The organism is Paenibacillus sp. FSL W7-1287 (assembly GCF_038004245.1).
Classification (GTDB): domain Bacteria; phylum Bacillota; class Bacilli; order Paenibacillales; family Paenibacillaceae; genus Pristimantibacillus; species Pristimantibacillus camelliae.
This window is the reverse complement of the sequence record NZ_JBBORD010000001.1, coordinates 2,952,949-2,974,356: the sequence shown is the minus strand read 5'-3', so window position 1 is coordinate 2,974,356 and position 21,408 is coordinate 2,952,949. Positions and strand designations below refer to the sequence as shown.

At 42.9% G+C, this 21,408-nt stretch carries 14 protein-coding genes; 12 read left to right on the top strand and 2 right to left on the bottom strand.

The annotated features are described in order from the left end of the window. Positions 1–20: 20 nt before the first annotated feature. The 3 genes from NSQ99_RS13550 to nfsA all read left to right on the top strand — a co-directional run bounded on the left by NSQ99_RS13550 (position 21) and on the right by nfsA (position 2,207). Positions 21–551 carry an AraC family transcriptional regulator gene (locus tag NSQ99_RS13550; RefSeq protein WP_251665765.1) on the top strand — a complete coding sequence of 177 codons (531 nt, stop codon included), beginning with the start codon at positions 21–23 and terminating at the stop codon, positions 549–551. A gap of 197 nt (positions 552–748) precedes the next feature. Further along, the gene (locus tag NSQ99_RS13545; RefSeq protein WP_251665764.1) at positions 749–1,036 is read left to right on the top strand and encodes a phage holin family protein; all 288 of its coding nucleotides are present in this window, start codon (positions 749–751) and stop codon (positions 1,034–1,036) included. A 421-nt stretch (positions 1,037–1,457) separates the two neighbouring features. Further along, on the top strand, positions 1,458–2,207 hold the full coding sequence (gene nfsA / locus NSQ99_RS13540) for an oxygen-insensitive NADPH nitroreductase (protein ID WP_340837198.1): 750 nt from the start codon (positions 1,458–1,460) through the stop codon (positions 2,205–2,207). Positions 2,208–2,273: 66 nt separating this feature from the next. On the opposite strand, the gene NSQ99_RS13535 is transcribed toward nfsA, so the two are convergent. Beyond that, positions 2,274–3,491, bottom strand: a complete 1,218-nt coding sequence (locus tag NSQ99_RS13535) for an MFS transporter (protein ID WP_340837197.1) — start codon at positions 3,489–3,491, stop codon at positions 2,274–2,276. 563 nt (positions 3,492–4,054) lie between these two features. Between NSQ99_RS13535 and NSQ99_RS13530 the strand changes: the two genes are divergently transcribed. From NSQ99_RS13530 to NSQ99_RS13495, 8 genes are all read left to right on the top strand, one after another. After that, entirely contained in the window at positions 4,055–6,388 is a 2,334-nt protein-coding gene (locus NSQ99_RS13530; protein ID WP_340837195.1) for a glycoside hydrolase family 95 protein, read from the top strand. Between the two features lie 54 nt (positions 6,389–6,442). Further along, positions 6,443–9,253 carry a glycoside hydrolase family 3 C-terminal domain-containing protein gene (locus NSQ99_RS13525; RefSeq protein WP_340837194.1) on the top strand — a complete coding sequence of 937 codons (2,811 nt, stop codon included), beginning with the start codon at positions 6,443–6,445 and terminating at the stop codon, positions 9,251–9,253. Positions 9,254–9,384: 131 nt separating this feature from the next. Then, positions 9,385–11,187 carry a sensor histidine kinase gene (locus NSQ99_RS13520; protein ID WP_251665759.1) on the top strand — a complete coding sequence of 601 codons (1,803 nt, stop codon included), beginning with the start codon at positions 9,385–9,387 and terminating at the stop codon, positions 11,185–11,187. Beyond that, positions 11,180–12,751 (top strand): response regulator transcription factor, encoded by a 1,572-nt coding sequence (locus NSQ99_RS13515; protein WP_251665758.1) that lies wholly within the window; start codon positions 11,180–11,182, stop codon positions 12,749–12,751. Before NSQ99_RS13520 ends, NSQ99_RS13515 begins: the two co-directional genes overlap by 8 nt. A 363-nt stretch (positions 12,752–13,114) precedes the next feature. Next, the gene (locus NSQ99_RS13510; RefSeq protein WP_432806902.1) at positions 13,115–14,005 is read left to right on the top strand and encodes an ABC transporter permease; all 891 of its coding nucleotides are present in this window, start codon (positions 13,115–13,117) and stop codon (positions 14,003–14,005) included. Between the two features lie 12 nt (positions 14,006–14,017). Then, complete coding sequence (locus NSQ99_RS13505; protein WP_340837191.1) at positions 14,018–14,923, top strand: carbohydrate ABC transporter permease; 906 nt, start codon at positions 14,018–14,020, stop codon at positions 14,921–14,923. 87 nt (positions 14,924–15,010) lie between these two features. Then, the gene (locus NSQ99_RS13500; protein ID WP_251665756.1) at positions 15,011–16,705 is read left to right on the top strand and encodes an ABC transporter substrate-binding protein; all 1,695 of its coding nucleotides are present in this window, start codon (positions 15,011–15,013) and stop codon (positions 16,703–16,705) included. 63 nt (positions 16,706–16,768) lie between these two features. Next, positions 16,769–18,793 (top strand): beta-galactosidase, encoded by a 2,025-nt coding sequence (locus NSQ99_RS13495; protein ID WP_340837189.1) that lies wholly within the window; start codon positions 16,769–16,771, stop codon positions 18,791–18,793. 1,457 nt (positions 18,794–20,250) lie between these two features. Here the strand turns inward: NSQ99_RS13495 and NSQ99_RS13490 are convergent. Next, positions 20,251–20,478, bottom strand: coding sequence for a hypothetical protein (locus NSQ99_RS13490; protein ID WP_340837187.1), 228 nt, complete (start codon positions 20,476–20,478; stop codon positions 20,251–20,253). 434 nt (positions 20,479–20,912) lie between these two features. On the opposite strand from NSQ99_RS13490, the gene spoVAC reads away from it, so the two are divergent. Beyond that, on the top strand, positions 20,913–21,407 hold the full coding sequence (gene spoVAC / locus NSQ99_RS13485) for a stage V sporulation protein AC (RefSeq protein ID WP_251665753.1): 495 nt from the start codon (positions 20,913–20,915) through the stop codon (positions 21,405–21,407). Position 21,408: the final 1 nt, after the last annotated feature.

The window sequence follows — 21,408 nt, the reverse complement described above, 5'->3', positions numbered from 1 at the left end:
ATATGAAATGAGGAATGTTCGTGCCGGAGATCGTAAAAGTATATAAGCAGAGCATACCAGCAGTTAAATTTATTGGTAGAAAATATGGCGAGGATGATCGTGTGAATGGCAGCTTTGCAAGCCAATGGCAGCAATGGATCGAGCAGCGCTTATTTGATCCGATTGAACAAGCGGCTGGAGGTATAGATGCCTGTAAACAGCTGATGGAAGATGGAGAAGCAGCACTTGGGTTTATGAGATATAAGGAAGGCGAACCGTTTCAGTACTGGATTGGGATGTTCACTCCTCCAGATACGGAAGTGCCTGAAACGTATGACTTTATTATGATTCAACCAACAGAGGCAGGAATTTGCTGGTTAAAGGGCAAAGAGCCAGATATCTATGCAAAGGAAGATCGTTGCATGGCTAAGCTTGCTGAAGAAGGCATGCAGATTCATCGAAATAAAGAAGGAGCTATGCTGTTCTTTGAGCGCTATGCGATGCCAAGATTCGATGAACGTGATGAACAGGGCAATATTATATTAGATATTGGTTTTATACTTCACCAATAGAAGCATGGGAACGAAGGAGCGATGGATGCATCGCTTCTTTTTTGTACTCTAGAACAGACAGTGATACTCCATATGATGTGTAACATAAGCCAAGATTGTAATTGCATAGGCGGGTGAACTATACGGCGATGGATAGCCCGCATATAGTATAGTGTGGCAAGCTATTAGCTAGTATCTGCTAGCGAAGGGGTGATCACATGGATGCTATTATGCAGGACGAACTTTATTTATTTGTTAAGCAATATGTGGAGCCAGAACTGCTAATTTTAATTCCGGTGCTTTTATTTTTCGGATGGATGATGAAAAGAACTCCTAACATTCCAAATTGGGTAATCCCATATGTAAATACGGCAATTGCCATTGCAGGTGGTGTCGTTCTAGCAGCGACAATCGTTGATGGAATAATACAAGGTATACTAGTTTCCGCGATGACAACGCTCTCGCACAATTTATACAGTCAGTGGCGTAAAAAGAATATTGAATAATTCGTTTTAATAGAGCAAGGGACAGTCCATGCTTGCCACGGCTGTCCCTTGCTTTACTGCTACTGGATAACGGCGTCACTAGGACGGGGTTCCTTTACTTACGGTAACCTTAATCGTAAGATAATAAGGTAATCAAAAAGTCCAAAGTTGATTACGATGTAAAGTGTTATAGCATAGTCGACGTCGAATCTTGAACGCTACCGAAAACTCCGGTGCTCACGTAGTAAGTCCCTACGCTGCGCTCCTCGTTTTCTAGTATCGTCCAAGCTTCTTGGTACTGAACTACGAACTTTTTGACTTTAATCGTAAGATAATAAGGTAATCAAAAAGTCCAAAGTTGATTACGATGTAAAGTACTATAGCATGGTCGACGTCGTATCTAAGAAGTGTAATTGGAATACATATAAAGGAGAGGGACAACATGAATGAAACGATAAGGCTGCTAAATAATCATCGCTCGATTCGTAAGTACTCAGATCGACCAGTAACGACAGAGCAGCTTCACACTATTATTGCCGCTGGACAAAGCTCCTCGACCTCAAGTAATATGCAAGCCTACAGTGTGGTGCGCATTACGGATATGGAAATTCGAAAGCAGCTCGCTCAGTTAAGCGGGCCTCAGCACCACGTTGAAGAAGCACCTGAATTTTTAGTATGGTGTGGGGACTTGAACCGCATACACGTAGCAGTGGATGGCATGATCCCTTCAACAACGGTAAGCGATAAACTTGCATTATCGGAGCACTTTATTATTGCGACAGTAGACGCCGCTTTGGCGGCACAAAACAGTGCTATTGCAGCCGAGTCGCTCGGACTTGGCATATTATATGTTGGTGGCATACGCAATCATATAACCAAGGTAGCTGAGCTGCTGCAGCTTCCTGATTTGGTTTATCCGCTGTTTGGCATGTGTATTGGCTATGCTGCGGAGGAGCCTCTGCTAAGGCCGCGTCTTCCACAGGAGGCCGTGCTGCATGAAAATGTTTATGATTCCAATAAGCAGCGTGAATATATAGGGCAGTATAATGAAGTAATGAAAAGCTATGTTCGTGAGCGGAGCAATGGCAAGCAGCAATTCAATTGGAGTGAAGCGATGGCTAAGCGGCTTGAAGGAAAGCAACGTGAGGATATACTTCCGTTTCTACATAGTAAGCAAGTATTAAAGAAATAGCTACTCCGACTAAATAAAAAAGCGGGCTCGCATCCTTCATGCTCTGTGAAGGTAACGAGCTCGCTTTTAATTGATCTCCGATTGCTGTGGTGCAGTTAGATGTTTTTTGCCTGTTGCCAGCGCAAGCAGGAAACAAAGAAAAAGTACCGCTCCTGCCATCCAATAAGGATAATCGATATTTACATCATAGAGGGCACCCGCAACAATAGGACCGAGAATATTACCAAGGCTTGTATAGGCTGAGTTCAACCCTGCCACGTAGCCTTGCTGATGGGTGGTCATTTTCGACATCAAAGTTCCGAGCGCAGGACGTAATATATCCATTGCCAAAAACACGAGGAACGTTACGGCGAAGATGAGCCAGTATTTATGAACAAACAAGGTTAATACGATGAAAAGTGCTGCACCGAGCAAGCATATCGTAATGACGCGATATTCGCCAAATTTATTTAACAGTTGCCCGAATATCGTTGCCTGTACGACGGCACCTGCGATGGAACCGAACGTTATAATGTATGCAATATCTAAGGTACTGAATCCAAATTTATCATCAACAAACAATGTAAATACCGTTTCGAAATTTGCAAGTCCAAACGAAGCGATAAAAATAATAATCAGACTTACAAAATAAGGCTCCTTTACGGACAAAGCAAGCTGTCGCCACAATGGCATGCTTTCCTTCTCTTCTACATGATCATGATTCTCCACTTCGGTCTCTGCCTTAACGGGAGGTGGCAATAGAAAGAATGTGATGATCGCAGCAATTAAGCCCGCAACCGCTGCACAATAGAACGGAACACGTACACCAAATTGAGCAATAAGACCGCCAATACCAGGTCCAATAATAAAGCCTGTTGTAATCGCTGCGTTAATATACCCCATACCTTGTCCACGCTCATAACGAGTCGTTACGTCAGCAGCATAGGCTAGCACAGCTGGCATAATTAAGGCAGCTCCGACTCCGCCAATAATCCTAGCTAAAAACAGCAGCCATACGGTGTTAGCTGCGCCGAACATCCATTCTGATACTGCAAAGACTAGCATGCCAATAATAATAATTGGCTTGCGACCGAATTTATCGGACAACCGTCCTGCAAGTGGTGAGAAAACGAGCTGTGACAGTGAAAATGCCGCAACCATCAAGCCAATTGTTCCACCAGTAATATGAAGCAGATCCATATACTTTGGAAGGATAGGGATAACAAGGCCAATACCGACAAATACAATAAAGATGTTGATCATTAATAATAAGATAGATCCACGGTTGCGTAGCAGCAAAGACATGATGACCTCCAAAAACTTAGCTAAGTGTAGATATTAAGTGTATTCAATGATACAAAATAATAAGAAAGTAACGGATAAAGACGCTAACTGCTAACATAACATGAGCGGTATGCATAATCTCATATTATCACACAAAATAATTTTAACGTAAAGTGAAAACTTATGCTCTCAGACGGTCGAACAGGCGCTATTCTCATAAAAGCTTCATATAATAGGCTAAATGGGCTAACAACGTGAGAGGGGTATGTGTCTATGAATAAAAAGACGATAAGAATGGTGTCCCTGCTGCTGTATGTTTTACTTGCAATCACAGCGGTCTTCTCATACTGTACGTATTATGAATGAGCCATATCAATATGAAGAATGTCCATGAGTGAGGACATTCTTCTTTTATTATGGAAGAGCAGGATATCGATTGCATAAGGCGTATACATAAAAGAACGAAGTGATAACGCTCGGAAAGACTAATTTCTATATGAAAACTATGAGAAAGTATTGGGTGTTACTTGATTTGAACGTAACGTAAGATAAACATAATATTCATTTTAGAGGAGCTTGGGATAATGAACAGAAATGATCAGCAATTATATTACACCCAGCCGGCTAACGAATGGGAAGAGGCGTTGCCGATTGGTAATGGTAGAATTGGTGCTATGGTGTTTGGCTCAATCTCACGTGAACGGCTACAGTTAAATGAGGATACCTTGTGGTCAGGCTTCCCAAGAGATACGAATAATTATGAGGCGCTGCGCTATCTTAAACAATCAAGAGAGCTCATAGCAGCAGGGAAGTATGCAGAAGCAGAGGCGTTAATTGAACAAAAAATGTTAGCGCTTAATTGTCAAGCATACCAGCCGTTTGGGGATTTGTTCGTAACATGGCTTAATGCACCGGAGCAAGCTGCAGGGTACAAGCGCGGATTAGATCTTGAAACAGCCGTTGCTTTTATGGAGCTTGAAGCTGATGGTGCTCGATATACAAGACAAGCATGGGTAAGCGTTCCGCATCAAATATTCGCACTGACCTATCGCAGTGAAGGCAAAGCGATGGATCTAGAGGCTAGCTTTTCGCTGCCACATCCGTCTAATAGCAGCTCTTCAAGTCAGGATTATACGATTGAAGGTCGCTGCCCTACTCATATTGCGGACAATTATTTTGGCGACCACCCATACGCGGTACAATACGAGGAAGATCGAGGGATTATTTTCCAATCAAAGCTGCGTGCGTTAAGTGATGGTTCTGTTGAATACACAGCTGAAGGTATTAAGGTCAAGGATGCAACCTACGTCTATTTTATCGGCAGTATTGCAACGAGCTTTACCGCCTTTGATGAACAGCCGCATCAGCATTATTCCTTGCTATCGAAGGATAACCTAGCGGTGCTGGATGCGATCAAGGGTTATACGTATGAAGAGCTTATGGATGCTCATAGGCTAGAGCATCAACGATTGTATAAACGAATGAGCTTTACTTTGGGACGAGCAGAAGAGGGACATGAGCTGCCAACCGACGAGCGATTGGCTCGCTACAAGCAGGGCGCAATGGATTTAGGCTTGGAGAGCTTATATTTTAATTATGGGCGCTACCTGCTAATTACAAGCTCGCGACCTGGAACACAGCCTGCAAATTTACAAGGAATATGGAATCATCGGGTTCAGCCGCCTTGGAATAGTGATTACACAACGAATATTAATACGGAGATGAATTACTGGCCTGCAGAGCTTTTGTCGTTAAGTGAATGTCATGAGCCGCTGCTTCAAATGATTGAGGAGCTGGCCGAAACTGGTGCAAGGACGGCAAAAATTCACTATAAGGCAGAGGGCTGGGTCGCTCATCATAACGTGGATATTTGGAGAATGTCTAGTCCAACGGGCGGGCATCCAAGCTGGGCGTTTTGGCCGATGGGCGGCGTTTGGCTTACACAGCATTTATGGGAGCGATACTTATTCCATCCAGATCTAGACTATCTTAAAGAGAAAGCGTATCCGCTATTGAAGGGTGCTGCGCAGTTCTGCTTGGACTGGCTAATTGAGGATGAACAAGGGCAACTCATTACATCGCCTTCTACATCACCGGAAAATAAATTCGTATATGATCAGGGCAAAGTGAGCAGTGTTGCTCAAGCATCAGCGATGGATATGACACTAATTCGAGAGCTTTTCGAGCATGTTATTGAAGCTTCTGAGCTGCTTAATGAGGACGAGCCTTTCCGAACTGAACTTTCCGCTGCACTTGAAAAAATGGTGAAGCTGAAGGTTAACGATAAAGGGCTGCTTCAGGAGTGGGATGTTGATTTTGAAGAGCATGAGCCTGGACATCGTCATGTTTCCCATCTGTACGGCCTATACCCAGGTACAACGATTCAACAGCCTGAACTTATCGAGGCCGCACGACAAACCTTAGGCAGTCGTATTTCACATGGCGGCGGACATACAGGCTGGAGCTGTGCATGGCTTATTAACCTCTATGCACGACTTGGAATGAAGGAAGATACGTATACGTTTATTCGTACGCTGCTTGAAAGATCGACATATACGAACCTGTTCGATGCACACCCTCCATTTCAAATTGATGGAAATTTTGGCGGGATCGCTGGCATGGCGGAGGCACTTGTGCAAAGTCATCGTGAGTCGATAGAATTATTGCCGACTTTACCTGAGCCTTGGGAGGCTGGTGAAGTGAGTGGCTTGATGGCAAGAGGAGGCTTTAAGCTTAGCATTCAGTGGGAGGACAGTAAGCTTACTGAGGCGACAATTTTATCGCTTTATGGAAAGCCACTGCAGCTTAGCTATAAACATTCCATCGTCATTATTGATGAGACGTCGGGAATAAGCTACAACGGTAACGAAGTCATTGAAACTGTTGCGGGACATACGTATCGGGTTCAGTTGGCATAGCAATAGGTTAGTATATGAGAATGAAAATGCATGGCATGAAAAGGAGAGAATGAGATGACTAACAATAAGCACTATCCGTTCCAAGATCATACCCTTCCACTAGATGAGCGAGTGAAGGATTTAATCGCACGTTTTACATTGGATGAAAAAATCGAATCCATGGTGCAATATCAGCCAGCTATTGAGCGTCTCGGTGTATCAGCCTATAAGCATGGTACAGAAGCGGCACACGGTATGGCTTGGCTTGGTGAGGCAACCTCTTTTCCTCAGCCGATTGGACTTGGCTGCACATGGAATGACAAGCTGATGCAGCAGATCGGATCAGTCATTGGTGATGAGGCACGTGTGTTTTATCAGCGTAACCCTGAGGTTAACGGACTAACACTATGGGCGCCAACTGTCGATATGGAGCGTGATCCGCGCTGGGGCCGTACAGAAGAAGCGTATGGTGAGGATCCTGTGCTTACTGGCGAGCTGACAGCTGGTCTTGTAAAAGGAATGCAGGGCGATCATCCTACCTACTATAAATCGATTGCAACTCTTAAGCACTTTATTGGAAACAATAATGAGGTGAATCGTGGTAGCTGCTCAGCTAGCATTGACCCTCGTAATATGAAGGAATATTATCAAGCTGCGTTCAAGCCAGCCTTCGTTAAGGGTGGAGCGAAGTCGATGATGACCTCCTATAATGCTGTAAACGGCACCCCGACAATTGTAATGGATGACGTTAAAAAGGTAGTAAAAGAAGAATGGAATATGGATGGCTTTATAGTAAGTGATGCAGGCGATCTGCTCGGCATCGTTAACGACCATCATTATTTCGAGGAATATAAGCATGCTGTTGCTCACTCTATTAAAGCGGGCATTGACAGCATTACGGATGATAAAGAAAAATCATGTGCCGCGATTCGTGAGGCATTAACGGAAGGCTTGTTAACAGAAGCTGATCTCAATCAGGCGCTATTTAACACATTCCGAGTTCGCTTTATGCTTGGAGAGTTTGATCCTGAGGAATTGAATCCATACGCCAATACGCCAGAGTCTAAGCTAATGGCACCGGAGCATGCTGAGCTATCACTGCAGGCTGCGAAAGAATCTATTGTGTTGCTTAAGAATGAGAAGCAGCAATTGCCACTATCTAAGCAGCTAGGCTCTGTTGCTGTCGTTGGTCCTCTAGCGGATGTCGTTTACCGTGATTGGTATGCTGGAACCCTTCCATATAAAGTATCTGTGCTGGATGCTGTGAAAAGTAAGCTGGACAATGCGCAGGTTTCGTTTGCTTCGAGCAATGACCATGTAAAGCTGTCGTCAGGCGCTCGTGGAAGTTTTGCTGTGGACGAAGACCAAGATCAAAAGCTTAAGCTTGTTGACAGTTCACAGCAGGCAACGGTGTTCGAATTGACAGATTGGGATTGCGGAAGCTACACGTTTATGAACGTAGCAACGGGTAAGCTGCTTACTACAGCTGATGACAAGCATCTAGCAGCTAGCGCGGATGAAGCCTATGGATGGTTCGTTAAAGAGGTTATTCGCCTTAAGCAGCAACGGGATAACTTGTTCTCCATTCAATCTTGGAATCATAAGGCGATTAAGCTTCCAACCGCTATAAATGAGTTTGTAACGGTCGATGAAAACGGTCAGTCCACAGAACAGGATCTGATTACGGTTGATAAAGTTAAGGATGGCATTGCTGAGGCAAAGGAATTAGCTGCTGCAGCAGAGCAAGCGATTGTCGTTGTAGGTAATAATCCATTAATTAATGGTAAAGAGGAAATTGATCGTCCAAGCCTTGAGCTTGCAGCGGATCAACGCAAATTAATAGAAGAAGTGCTTTCCGTAAATCCAAATACAGTCGTCGTCCTCGTTGGCGGCTATCCGTTTGTATTAGGAGAACTTGCGGATCGAATTCCGGCAATACTTTATATTTCGCATGCAGGTCAAGAGCTGGGACATGCTGTCGCAGATGTGCTCTTTGGAGACTATTCGCCAGCAGGTCGTCTAAATATGACATGGTATCAATCCGAGCAGCAGCTTACTGATATTATGGATTATGATATTATGACGTCAAAGCGTACGTACTTGTACTTGGACGAAAAACCGTTGTATCCATTTGGTCATGGTTTAAGCTATGCTACCTTCCAATATCGTAACTTTACGGTTGCTGATTCGTTCAACGAGCAAGATGAGCTCATCGCTTCTGTAGAAGTGACGAATACGTCTGATCTTACGGCTGACGAGGTTGTTCAGCTTTATGTCACGGTTACAAATTCTCGTGTACAAAGACCTCGTAAAAAATTAGTCGGCTTTGCTCGCGTCTCTGTTGCTGCTGGGGAAACTAAAGTCGTATCGCTGCCGATAGCAAAGGACTATTTGATGATGTGGGACGTTACGCGCGATCGCTTTGTGCTGGAGCAAGCGACGTACACATTAGCCGTAGGCTCAACCTCCGAGCAGCTGCATCATTCGCTTGAGCTACAGCTAGAGGGCGAAGTGATACCGGCTCGTGATCTATCAGCTTGGACTCGTGCCGAGAATTATGATACGTATGAATCAGTTTACTTGGATGAATCGAAGGAAGGCACAACTTGTGTCATCGCTAAGGAGCAAGGAGAAGGGAAAGTTACTTTCCTAGACGTCGACAGCTCTAAAGCTGCTAGTCAGTTCAAGGCTAGAGTGGCAGGTGGAAGTGAAGGCGGTAAGCTCATTCTGTATTCTGCGCAGAAGCTTATTGCAGAGCTTAACATCGCTGCTTCAGGTGAGCAGGAGTGGAGCGATGCTATAGCGGAGCTTCAAGAGAAGCTAGGGAACGACCTTACTATAGTACTTCATGGTTCGATCAAGCTAAGCGGATTCCAAGTCGTGTAAAGATATATAGTGGGAAATAATGATAACCCGCAGAGGGCATGCGAATGCTCCCTGTGGGTTATCGTTTTTTTACGGATGTGTTATCATATTTTAATGGGACTACTAAAATAACACCAAATGAGGTATACACGATGCTGTACAGGCAAATTCAGAAAATATTATCGCTGCTTGATAATATTAGGCTTAAGAAGAAGCTATTTATATCCTTTATTGCGGTCGCTTTTGTACCTATCGTTATTGTAGGTATGTATTTAACGGGGCAGTTTCGTGATCATGTGCTTGAACAAGCGACAGAGCAATCCTATAACAACGTCGAGCGGATCAAATCGCAGCTTGAGGATGTATTACAGCGTCCGATTGATATATCAGGTATACTGATGAGTGATAATCAGCTTTCTACCTTAATGAACACGCAATATGCCAGCACATATGAAGTCGTGGAAGCGTATCAGAACTATCAAGACTTTAAAGAATTTATTAAGTTGTACAGTGAGATCTACAATATTCGGTTTTATATGAACAACCCTACTTTATTAAACAACTGGGAGTTTATCCAGCTGACGAAGGATATTACAGATACAAATTGGTATAATTATTCTGATCAGAGTGGATTTATTTATTGGGGCTATATTCCTGATGAAACGAAAAGGAATCAATCCTTTGTTTCTCTAGTACGCAAGGTTGAATTTCCTTTATATCGTTCAAACGGAGTGCTCGTGATGAATATTAATCCAGAGGCACTGCAAAACATTGTCCGACAAGAGACGTTCGATACGTATATCATCGATAGCTCAGAGATCATTGTTGCGGCTAAAGATCCTAAGCTCGTAGGAACTCCGCTATCAGATCAGCATTTTTCTGTTGGGCATCACTGGGAAGTAGGACAATATGAGATGGATATTGATGGTGAGCCTTCTCGCATCATTATCGAGGAAGTGAAGCCGCAATATAGTCAGAACGGATTCAAGATTATGTCGATCTTTACCATTGACTCCATCGTGGATGGGGCGAACCGTATATCTAAAGATGGCTTAATGATTATGTTGATCAGCATTTTTATATCTATGGTACTTATTTATATGACCTCTTCCTTACTATCGAAGCGAATATTGTCGCTCGTTAAAAACATCCATAAGCTCAGCACCGGTGATTTAACCGTAACCTCAACGATATCAGGTACAGATGAAGTGGGCTTATTATCTAAACAGTTTAATAATATGGTCAGCAGCATTCGTGACTTGATGGAGAGGGTTCGCGTTACTGAAAATCAACGGAACCAATTGGAGCTTAAGCAAGGTGAAATTAAGCTGAAAATGATGGCCAGTCAAATCAACCCTCATTTCTTATTCAATGCATTGGAATCGATCAGAATGCATGCACATATGAAAGGTGATAAGGAGTTAGCGAATATTGTACGCATGCTAGGTAAATATATTCGCAAAAATTTGGAGGTTGGCAGTGGCTTAATCTATTTATCTGATGAGATCGAGGTTATTCAATACTACTTGGTCATTCAGCAATTTAGATTTGGTCAGGAGAGATTAACATTCGACCTGCACATCGATGAAACAGCTGTTGATGTAAAGCTCCCGCCGTTATTAATTCAACCGATTGTTGAAAATGCAGTCGTGCACGGCATGGATCAAGTATTAGAAGAAGGAAAAATAACGATTACCGTTAAGCTCGAGGATCAAATGCTCCATGTTTCTGTGTCTGATAACGGTGATGGGATGTCACCGGAGCGATTAGAGGAAGTTATGCAAGCGATTAATCAGTCAGAGGAGCAGGAAGGGGGCCGAATTGGTCTTCGCAATGTACATCAACGCCTGATGATGATTTACGGCACTGATGCTGGCTTAAGCATACATTCGGAACGAGGAAAAGGCACGCTCGTTTCTTTTTCAATAAATACAGGAGGTCAACTACATGTTTAAGGTAATGATTGTTGATGACGAACCAATGATCAGACAAGGCCTGCAAACGCTTATAGAGTGGGAGCAATATCAATTTGAGGTTTGTGCTGTTGCGAGCAATGGAGTGGAGGCGCTCGAAAAATATAAAGAGCATCGCCCGGAGCTTATTCTAATCGATATTAGAATGCCGATTATGGATGGGCTGCAAACAATCAGTGAGCTACGCAAGCTTGGTTCAAGGAGTCGAATTCTTATTTTAAGTGGCTATGGTGAGTTTCAATATGCACAGCAAGCTATTCGGTATCGCGTTGATGGCTATATTCTTAAGCCGATTGATGAGGTAGAGCTCACTAATTTTATTGAAAAAATAAGCAGAGAGCTGCAAGATAAGCAGCATGAGCTAGAAATTAGCGAGCAAACGCTTGGCTTATTGAAGGATGAATGGCTAAAAGCTTTTATCTCTATGGATTTAACAGATGCGGAGCTAACGAGTGAGCACTGGGAGCGACTGTTCTCTACACAAGAACAAGAACTTACGCTCATTATGATCGATACGTATAGTCGAGAGCACTCACTGACCGTTCGCAATCAGATTAAGCAACAGCTTAGCGATTTTGTAGAGGAGCAGGGCTGGGGGGAAGTGTTTGCCAATGAAAACTACATCGGCATTCTGTCCTATAATATCCATATGAATAGCTCAAAGCAGGAGCGTATCGTTGAGCAGCTGGAAAGTGCATGTGGAGAACAGATATATTTCGTTGCATTAGCAAGTAATGAAGAGCAATCAATCGCAACGCTCTACAACCAAGTAAAAGAGATGAAGGAGCTGTTGAAGCAGCGATTTTTTCTGCAAGAGAACAGCATGTATTCATTAGATTCAATCGTTGATAGGCTGACTCGGGATACGATTGAGAAAGACATAACGACAGCGATGGTCATCGATCAATCATCGCAGCGTCTCTTATATAGCATTGATGTTGGCAATAGGGAGCTAGTAGATGAACTGCTGATTTCAACGGACGAGCAGTTTAAGGCACTAGGATTGTATGAGCAGCAAATAAAAAATGGCTGGGCACAGCTGCTAACCTTCGTTATTAACAGGTTAAGCTCGATTCATCCTCGTTTACAGCTTGAGCAAGACTTGAAAATTGTTACAACGCTTTATCTAGCCCATCATAACCATATTATGCTGGATCAATTGAAGGAAAAAATCTATTCCATCATTGAACGGTTAAATCAGAACGAGAGCGGTAACACCTCGGTTATGAAGCAGATGATGGATTTCATTGACCGACATTATATGGAACCATTGCGTCTAGAGACGATGGCTGAGATTTTTAACTATAATAGTGGTTACCTTGGCAAGCTTTTCAAGAACCATTCGGGGGAGAGTTTTAACACCTATCTTGATCAAGTTCGTATTAATCGGGCGATTGAGTTCTTACAAGAAGGAAAAAAAGTTCATCAGGTTGCAGAGCTAGTCGGATATGCGAATGTAGATTATTTTCATAGTAAATTCAAAAGATATAAAGGAGTCTCTCCATCCGCTTATAAGCCAGGCGGAAAACAAAATATAACGAAATAAAGCATTACGTTTAACGTTAATTATTGTTAAAACTCTATTACATATGCCTTAAGCCAAATTAATCCATGTTTGGTTTTGGGCATATTTTTTTTGCCGTTGTCCAAATAATATATGAAAATAAGGTGATTTTTCAGGAGTGTCTCGTTATTTTTTTGTTTTTTGCAGTGAAAATCGATAAAGTTATATGATTTTATGACAAATTATTTGGGTATTTGAGCGCTTACATTTGTACTAAACTAAGGGTACGAAAATGATACGTATTGATTGAGCATCTTGAGGGTAGGAGGAAATCGAATGAAATCGCAAACATCAAATCAAAACAGCGTAGCGAAAATAAGCAGTACGAAGCGTTTCTTTCGAACAATGGTACAACAGAAATATTTATATTTTATGTCTCTACCATTTGTTATTTGGATTATTGTTTTTAGTTACGTACCAATTTGGGGATGGTTGATGGCCTTCCAAAACTATCGACCACGTAACAATATACTTAATCAGGATTGGGTCGGATTTAAGCATTTTATTGAGCTTTTCTCGGACGAGCGTTTCTATCTAGTTCTACGTAATACGCTAGCAATGAGCTCAATGGGACTAATCGTTAGTTTTACAGTTCCCGTAATATTTGCACTCTTGCTAAATGAGCTCCGTCAGCAATTTTTCAAACGGACGATTCAAACCATTGCATACTTGCCACACTTTGTATCGTGGGTTGTTGTATCAGGGATCGTTACGAAAATGCTGTCTACAGACGGTGGCGCTGTCAATGAACTTTTAATGGCACTGCATATTATTGATCAGCCAATTCAGTTTATGGCTAAAGGTGAATGGTTCTGGGGTATTGTAACAATCGCTGATGCATGGAAGGAAACAGGCTGGAACACTATTATCTTCCTCGCGGCGATGTCTGGAATAGATCCTGAGCTGTACGAAGCTTCAACAGTAGATGGAGCGGGACGCTTCAGAAAAATGTGGCATATCACACTTCCTGGTATTCGTACGACGTTTATGGTATTGTTCATTCTTTCAATTGGTCACTTAATCAGTATCGGTTTTGAAAAGCAATTCTTGCTAAGTAATCCGTTAGTTAACGATTATGCGGAAGTCTTAGACCTTTATGCACTGAATTACGGGATAAACTTAAGTAGGTATTCTTATGGTACGGCAATCGGTATTTTCAACTCGGTAGTCAGCATCATTCTCGTATTCCTTGCCAACTTTATTTACAAAAAGGTTACGAAAGAATCTGTCATCTAGGAGGAGATAACGATGAGTACACAAAAAGGTCTGTTGAATCAACGCTCATTTAGGGATAAATCGTTTGATGTATTCAATATCCTCTTCATGATTGTCGTAGGTATTGTAACGCTTTATCCATTCCTTAACGTATTAGCGATTTCATTTAATGACTCCGTTGATACCGTTCGCGGCGGGATCTCGATCTATCCGCGTGAGTTCACACTTGAAAACTATAAAACCATTTTTGCATATGACACATTATTAACTGGTTTACAAAACACAGTCATTCGTACCGTATTAGGTACTTTGATCGGTGTACTAACGGCTTCGATGCTTGCCTACACGCTTAGCCGCGTAGATTTCCAAGCTCGTAAATGGATGTCACCGTTATTCGCGACAACGATGTACTTCTCTGGCGGATTAATCCCAGGCTACATGCTTATGCGTCACCTTGGCCTAATTGGTACATTCGAGGTTTATCTACTGCCTGCACTATTAAGTGTATGGAACGTGTTTATTGTTCGCTCCTACATTGACGGCTTGCCGCTTGCGCTGCAAGAATCTGCTAAGCTGGATGGAGCCAATGACTTCGTAATCTTCTGGAAGGTCATCCTTCCGCTCTGTACGCCAGTATTGGCTACTATCGCACTGTTCGTTGCGGTAGGACACTGGAACGCTTGGTTTGATACGTATCTGTACAACAGTCGTAGTCCAGAATTAACGACGTTGCAGTATGAGCTGATGAAGGTTCTACAATCTACCTCATCGAGTACAAACTACCGTGATCCGAATGCACAGCAAGCCATTGCATCCGTTTCTCCGGAGTCCATTAAAATGGCCATTACAATCGTTGTAACTGTTCCGATCTTAGTCGTTTACCCATTCCTTCAAAAATACTTTGTTAAAGGGATGACTCTTGGAGCAGTAAAAAGCTAATCAAGCTTCATTGATATTACTGAGATGCTTGACCTAAAGCTAAGCATCTCATAATATACAAACACACATAAAAAGGGAGGCACTAACATGAAGAAAGTAAAATTGGGTCTAAGCTTGCTGCTAGTTATGACAATGTTGTTCTTGGCAGCTTGCGGCAACAACAGCAACAATGCAGGTTCAACAAACTCAGGCAGCAGCAATTCTGGTGAAGAAGCTAGCCTTGAACCAATGACACTTCGCCTTGCATCAGGCGACGCAAACCCACAATGGGATAACATGCAAAGTGATATCGGTAAGTTCATTAAAGAGAAAACAGGTATTACGATCGAGCAGGAGTTCCCTGTTGGCGGCTCTGATGCCGATATGTTCGCACTCATGGTTGCAAGTGATGAGTATCCAGATCTAGTTATGCCTAAAGGTAATGTGAACAAGCTAGTTGATGCGGGTGCATTAATCGATCTTCGTCCATTGCTTGAAGAGCATGCACCTAACATCATGAAAGTATATGGTGAGTATATCAACCGTCTTGTTCACAGTGCAGAAGACGATTCCATCTATGTTCTTCCGCTTGATGGTGTTGGTCAAACATACTTTGATGCTGGCGGCGGCTTCCAAATTCAGCACCAAGTGCTTGAAGAGCTTGGCTACCCAGAAATTAAAACTGTAAAAGACTACGAAAATGCAATTAAAACATACCTAGAGAAAAACCCAACAACTGAGGATGGTCAACCTCGTATTGGTCTATCTCTAAATGGTGGTGAGTGGCAGATCCTTATCTCTGTTACAAACCCTGCGTTCTATGCAACAGGTGCACCAGATGATGGTGAGTTCTATGTTAACCAAGACACGTATGAAGTTATTATGCACTACCAACGTCCTGAAGAAAGAGAGTACTTCCGTTGGTTGAACCATATGAACGATATCGGCTTGCTTGACAAAGAGTCTTTCGTTCAAAAATACGATCAATATAAATCTAAAATTGCATCTGGTCGCGTACTAGGTATTATCGACCAAGACTGGGATTATGCTGAAGCTGAAAACGCATTGAAAGCTGAAGGCAAGTTCGAACAAACGTATGCAAACTTCCCTGTAACGCTTGACGAAAGCTATCAAGATGCTTCGTTCATGGGTACTGGTTACCTAGCGAGCTATGGTATTGGTATTACAGTTGATGCAAAAGATCCAGTTCGTATCATTAAATTCCTAGACTACCTAGCTTCTGAAGAAGGTCAAATTCTTGTAAACTGGGGTATTGAAGGTCAACACTATACTGTGGAAGACGGTAAACGTGTAATCATTCCTGAAGTTCTAGATATGAAAGTAAATGACAACAACACGTTCAAAAAGCAAACAGGTATTGGTAACTACTTTATGTCTGCTCGTTATGGTGATGGTGTGCTTGATTCTACAGGCAACTACTTCACTACAAACTTCCCAGACCAAATTGTTGCTCAATACTCCGAAGCAGATAAGAAAACTCTTGCTGCATACGGAAAAACAGTATACAAAGATTTCTGGCCAGCAGATGATGCATTCAAAGAGCGTGCATACGGTGCAGGTTGGACAATTAACTTCGATACTGCTTCTGACGCTAACGTTATCTTCCAAAAATCTCAAGACATTATGAAGAAATATATTCCACAAGCGATTCTAGCTGATCCAGCTGACTTTGATAAAGTATATGATGAGTTCATGGCTGAGCTAGATAAAATCAACGTAGCTAAAATGAACGCTGAATATTCAGAGCTTATTAAGAAACGCGTTGAAATGTGGTCTAAGTAATAGCATAGTTTATAGGCAAGAGCCCAGTGATGGGCTCTTCGCTGTATTAAGAGGAGAGATAAGATGATTAATGATAAATTGCCTAAGCTATGGTATGGCGGCGACTATAACCCTGAGCAGTGGGATGCTGCAACAATGGAAGAAGATATTCGCATGTTTAAGCTTGCGAATATTGATATTGCAACGGTGAACGTTTTTTCGTGGGCTGCGATTCAGCCTTCGGAGGATACGTATGATTTTTCACGCCTTGACTCTATCATTGAGCGATTGACACAGGATAATATCTATATCTGTCTTGCAACAAGTACAGCACACCATCCAGCATGGATGGCTCATCGTTACCCTGATGTAACACGTGTTGACTATGAAGGGCGTAAGCGTAAATTTGGCGGAAGGCATAATTCATGCCCGAATAGCCCAACGTATCGTAAATATTCCGTAGAGCTGGCTTCTCGCTTGGCAGAACGCTATAGCTCGCACGAGGGATTAGTCGTCTGGCATATCTCCAATGAATATGGCGGTTACTGCTATTGTGACAATTGTGCTGAAGCGTTCCGCGGTTGGCTGAAAGAGCGTTATCAAACGATCGAAGCATTGAACAAAGCATGGTACACGTCATTCTGGGGGCATACATTCTATGATTGGGCAGAAATCGTTCCACCGAACGCGATTAGTGAGGAATGGGCAGGCAATCGTACGAATTTCCAAACGATTTCACTAGATTACCGCAGATTCCAATCTGATAGTTTGCTAGTATGCTTTAAGCTCGAATATGATGCTATCCGTCAGCATTCTAAGGATGTTCAAATTACAACGAATTTGATGGGAACGTACCCTGAGCTGGACTACTTCAAGTGGGGGAAAGCAATGGATGTTGTTTCTTGGGATAACTACCCATCCTTAGATACTCCGTTTAGCTTTACGGCAATGTCCCATGCACTTATGCGTGGACTAAAAGGCGGACAGCCGTTCATGCTAATGGAACAAACACCGAGCCAGCAAAACTGGCAGCCGTACAATTCCTTAAAGCGTCCAGGAGTTATGCGACTGTGGAGCTATCAGGGGGTAGCGCATGGTGCAGATACGGTAATGTTCTTCCAGCTTAGACGCTCGATCGGTGCTTGCGAAAAGTATCATGGAGCAGTAATCGAGCATGTTGGACATGAGCATACTCGTGTGTTCCGTGAAGTGACGGAGCTTGGCAATGAGCTTGTTAAGCTAGGAGATGAGCTGCTAGATTCACGCCATCAATCTAAGGTTGGTATCGTGTACGACTGGGAAAACCGTTGGGCACTTGATCTAACGAGCGGCCCAACGATCGATTTGAAATATGTTGATCAAGTTCATCGCTATTATGATGCATTCTTCAAGCATAATATTCAAGCAGACATGATAAGCGTAGAAGAGCAATTCGATAAATACGAAATCGTCGTTGCTCCGGTCATGTATATGGTGAAGCCTGGCTTCGCAGAAAAGGTTGAAGCATTTGTTGCTGGTGGTGGGACGTTTATTACAACCTTCTTCAGCGGGATTGTTAATGAGAATGATATTGTAACGATTGGTGGATATCCAGGTGAGCTGCGCAAGGTGCTAGGCATTTGGGCAGAGGAAATCGATGCACTGCTACCATCGCAAAGCAATGAAATCGTCATGAATGAGCAATACGGAAAATTGAACGGAACTTATTCGTGCAACATCCTATGTGACCTCATCCATAGTGAGGGTGCAGAGGTGCTTGCCACGTATGGTACAGATTTCTATAAAGGCATGCCGACGCTGACTCGCAATGCATTTGGTAAAGGAGATGCATGGTATGTTGCTACGAATGGAGACGATGCATTCCTCTCTGACCTCGTAGAAACAATCATCGACCAGCGTGGAATTAAGCCGCTTGTTGAGCCTGTAGCTGGAGTAGAGGTAACTGAGCGAGTAAAAGGCGAGCATCGTTACTTGTTCGTGCTTAATCATAATGCCGAAGAAGCTAAGGTGAATTTGGGCGATATTGCAGGTGTCGATCTGCTAACGGATCGGGAGGTTAGTGGGGAGGTTCAAGTACCTCAAAAAGGCGTAATGATCATTAAGAGGTAGTAGAGGTAGTTCAAATATCCGACTTTGATGACGATGTAACGCGTTGTAGTTTAGTCGACGTCGAATATGGAGCGCTAGCGAAAACTCCGTTGCTCACGTACCAAAAACGTACGCTGCGCTACTTGTTTTCTACTAGCGCTCCATCTTCTTGATCCTGAAAGCCGAATATTTGAACCTTCATTGTAATAGGTAGTTCAAAACGCACGACTTTGATGACGATGTAGCGCGCTGCAGTTTAGTCAGCTCCAGTGAAGCACAATACCTCCATCAGCGCCCCTCATTCCGCAGGAATGTTCAGCGATGGAGGTATTCGTGTGTAACGTTGAAAGATCAGCAACAACCTGAGTTGTCAAACAAGAAAACACCTCGGTATAAGCTGAAGAAAAAAAGAGCCTCAGTGAAGCACAATACCTCCATCAGCGCCCCTCATTCCGCAGGAATGTTCAGCGATGGAGGTATTCGTGCGGAACGTTGAAAGATCGGCAACAACCTGATTCGTCCAACAATAGAACATCTCAGTATAAGCGAAAGAAAAAAAGAGCCTCAGTGAAGCACAATACCTCCATCAGCACCCCTCATTCCGCAGGAATGTTCAGCGATGGAGGTATTTGTGTGTAACGCTGAATGTTCAGCAACAACCTGATTCGTCCAACAAGAAAACATCTCAGTATAAGCGAAAGAAGAAAAAAGCCTCAGTGAAGCACAATACCTCCATCAGCGCCCCTCATTCCGCAGGAATGTTCAGCGATGGAGGTATTCGTGCGGAACGCTGAATGTTCAGCAACAACCTGATTCGTCCAACAAGAAAACATCTCAGTATAAGCGAAAGAAGAAAAAAGCTCCAGTGAAGCACAATACCTCCATCAGCGCCCCTCATTCCGCAGGAATGTTCAGCGATGGAGGTATTCGTGTGTAACGTTGAAAGATCAGCAACAACCTAAGTTGTCCAACAAGAAAACATCTCAGTATAAGCTAAAGAAGAAGAAGCCCCAGTGAAGCACAATACCTCCATCAGCGCCCCTCATTCCGCAGGAATGTTCAGCGATGGAGGTATTCGTGTGTAACGTTGAAAGATCAGCAACAACCTGAGTTGTCAAACAAGAAAACACCTCAGTATAAGCTGAAGAAAAAAAGAGCCTCAGTGAAGCACAATACCTCCATCAGCGCCCCTCATTCCGCAGGAATGTTCAGCGATGGAGGTATTCGTGCGGAACGTTGAAAGATCGGCAACAACCTGATTCGTCCAACAATAGAACATCTCAGTATAAGCGAAAGAAAAAAAGAGCCTCAGTGAAGCACAATACCTCCATCAGCGCCCCTCATTCCGCAGGAATGTTCAGCGATGGAGGTATTCGTGCGGAACGCTGAATGTTCAGTTATGGAGGTATTTGTGTGTAACGCTGAATGTTCAGCGATGGAGGTATTCGTGCGGAACGCTGAATGTTCAGCGATGAGGGTCATTGTGCGGAACGACGTTGGTATTTATGGACGAAATAATCAACCACCGAAAAGCTGATGGCAATGACGGCATATAGGAAGCCGTAGTCGCTTAGTATCGTATTGAGAAACATACATACTACTCCCAGTACAATAAAACATACGGTGCGAGCCCAGTATTTAACCTGGAAGTAATCCATCATTAATGAAGGCAGTGCAAAGGCTGTAACAAGGATTGGATAAAGCATAAATAAAGCGCTGTATAACAACATTAGAATTGAATCATTAACAGAAAAAGACTGCAACGAATAATTCGATCATCAAGCATCAGAACAGTTGCCATACATAAAAAGGACATACATAGAAGACTTAAAAATGGGTGACAAACATAAGACATAAAGGTTTTGATCGGCATAAGTGACCTCTGTACATTTGTTATATATGTTGATACGAGCTGTATACGATATTTGTTTCTGAACCCGCAGAGATTATGACAGCAAACGCAAGAGAAGCAGTGAAAAAAACCAAAAACCGGAAACAATACCATCGTGTAAAACTTTTTTTGTAGTAATTATATACAACCCTTTAGTTTAGATGCTGTTCCATCTCACGGAGCGGCATCTTTTTTACATAGATTTTTTTTAAGTGGTAAACAATAAGAGTGGAAGCGAGGAGGATAAATATGAGTAAACAAAAACGAAAACCACCTACAAAATACTCAAAATCCAATTTAAGTGCTGTAGAATACCAAAACTTTGCAAAAACAAAAGAGCCGCCTCGAAGCTTATTGAAAAATTGCATCAGAGCTTTTCTCATTGGTGGAGCTATTTGCTGCTTCGGTCAAGGTGTTACTGAATTTTACATGTTTGCGTTCAAAATGACAAAGGAACAGGCTTCTGATCCAACGGTAGCTACCTTAATCTTGATTTCGGTTATTTTAACGTCGCTTGGTATTTACGACAAATTTGCGCAGATTGCTGGTGCAGGATCAGCAGTTCCTGTAACTGGATTCGCAAACTCTGTATGCTCTGCTGCTCTTGAGCATCGAAGTGAAGGGCTTGTCCTTGGCGTAGGCAGCAATATGTTTAAATTAGCGGGCTCGGTCATTGTATTTGGTACCGTTGCCGCGTTTTTTGTAGGGATCGTTTATTTCGTATTTGGAATAGGAGGACATTGAC

What these genes read in the sequence shown, in the direction of transcription:
- nfsA (WP_340837198.1), top strand. Translation starts at nt 1,458, where the DNA reads ATGAATGAAACGATAAGGCTGCTAAATAATCATCGCTCGATTCGTAAG.
- NSQ99_RS13535 (WP_340837197.1), bottom strand. Translation starts at nt 3,491, where the DNA reads ATGTCTTTGCTGCTACGCAACCGTGGATCTATCTTATTATTAATGATC.
- NSQ99_RS13495 (WP_340837189.1), top strand. Translation starts at nt 16,769, where the DNA reads ATGATTAATGATAAATTGCCTAAGCTATGGTATGGCGGCGACTATAAC.
- NSQ99_RS13500 (WP_251665756.1), top strand. Translation starts at nt 15,011, where the DNA reads ATGAAGAAAGTAAAATTGGGTCTAAGCTTGCTGCTAGTTATGACAATG.
- NSQ99_RS13520 (WP_251665759.1), top strand. Translation starts at nt 9,385, where the DNA reads ATGCTGTACAGGCAAATTCAGAAAATATTATCGCTGCTTGATAATATT.
- NSQ99_RS13525 (WP_340837194.1), top strand. Translation starts at nt 6,443, where the DNA reads ATGACTAACAATAAGCACTATCCGTTCCAAGATCATACCCTTCCACTA.
- NSQ99_RS13530 (WP_340837195.1), top strand. Translation starts at nt 4,055, where the DNA reads ATGAACAGAAATGATCAGCAATTATATTACACCCAGCCGGCTAACGAA.
- spoVAC (WP_251665753.1), top strand. Translation starts at nt 20,913, where the DNA reads ATGAGTAAACAAAAACGAAAACCACCTACAAAATACTCAAAATCCAAT.
- NSQ99_RS13505 (WP_340837191.1), top strand. Translation starts at nt 14,018, where the DNA reads ATGAGTACACAAAAAGGTCTGTTGAATCAACGCTCATTTAGGGATAAA.
- NSQ99_RS13545 (WP_251665764.1), top strand. Translation starts at nt 749, where the DNA reads ATGGATGCTATTATGCAGGACGAACTTTATTTATTTGTTAAGCAATAT.
- NSQ99_RS13510 (WP_432806902.1), top strand. Translation starts at nt 13,115, where the DNA reads ATGGTACAACAGAAATATTTATATTTTATGTCTCTACCATTTGTTATT.
- NSQ99_RS13490 (WP_340837187.1), bottom strand. Translation starts at nt 20,478, where the DNA reads ATGCTTTATCCAATCCTTGTTACAGCCTTTGCACTGCCTTCATTAATG.
- NSQ99_RS13515 (WP_251665758.1), top strand. Translation starts at nt 11,180, where the DNA reads ATGTTTAAGGTAATGATTGTTGATGACGAACCAATGATCAGACAAGGC.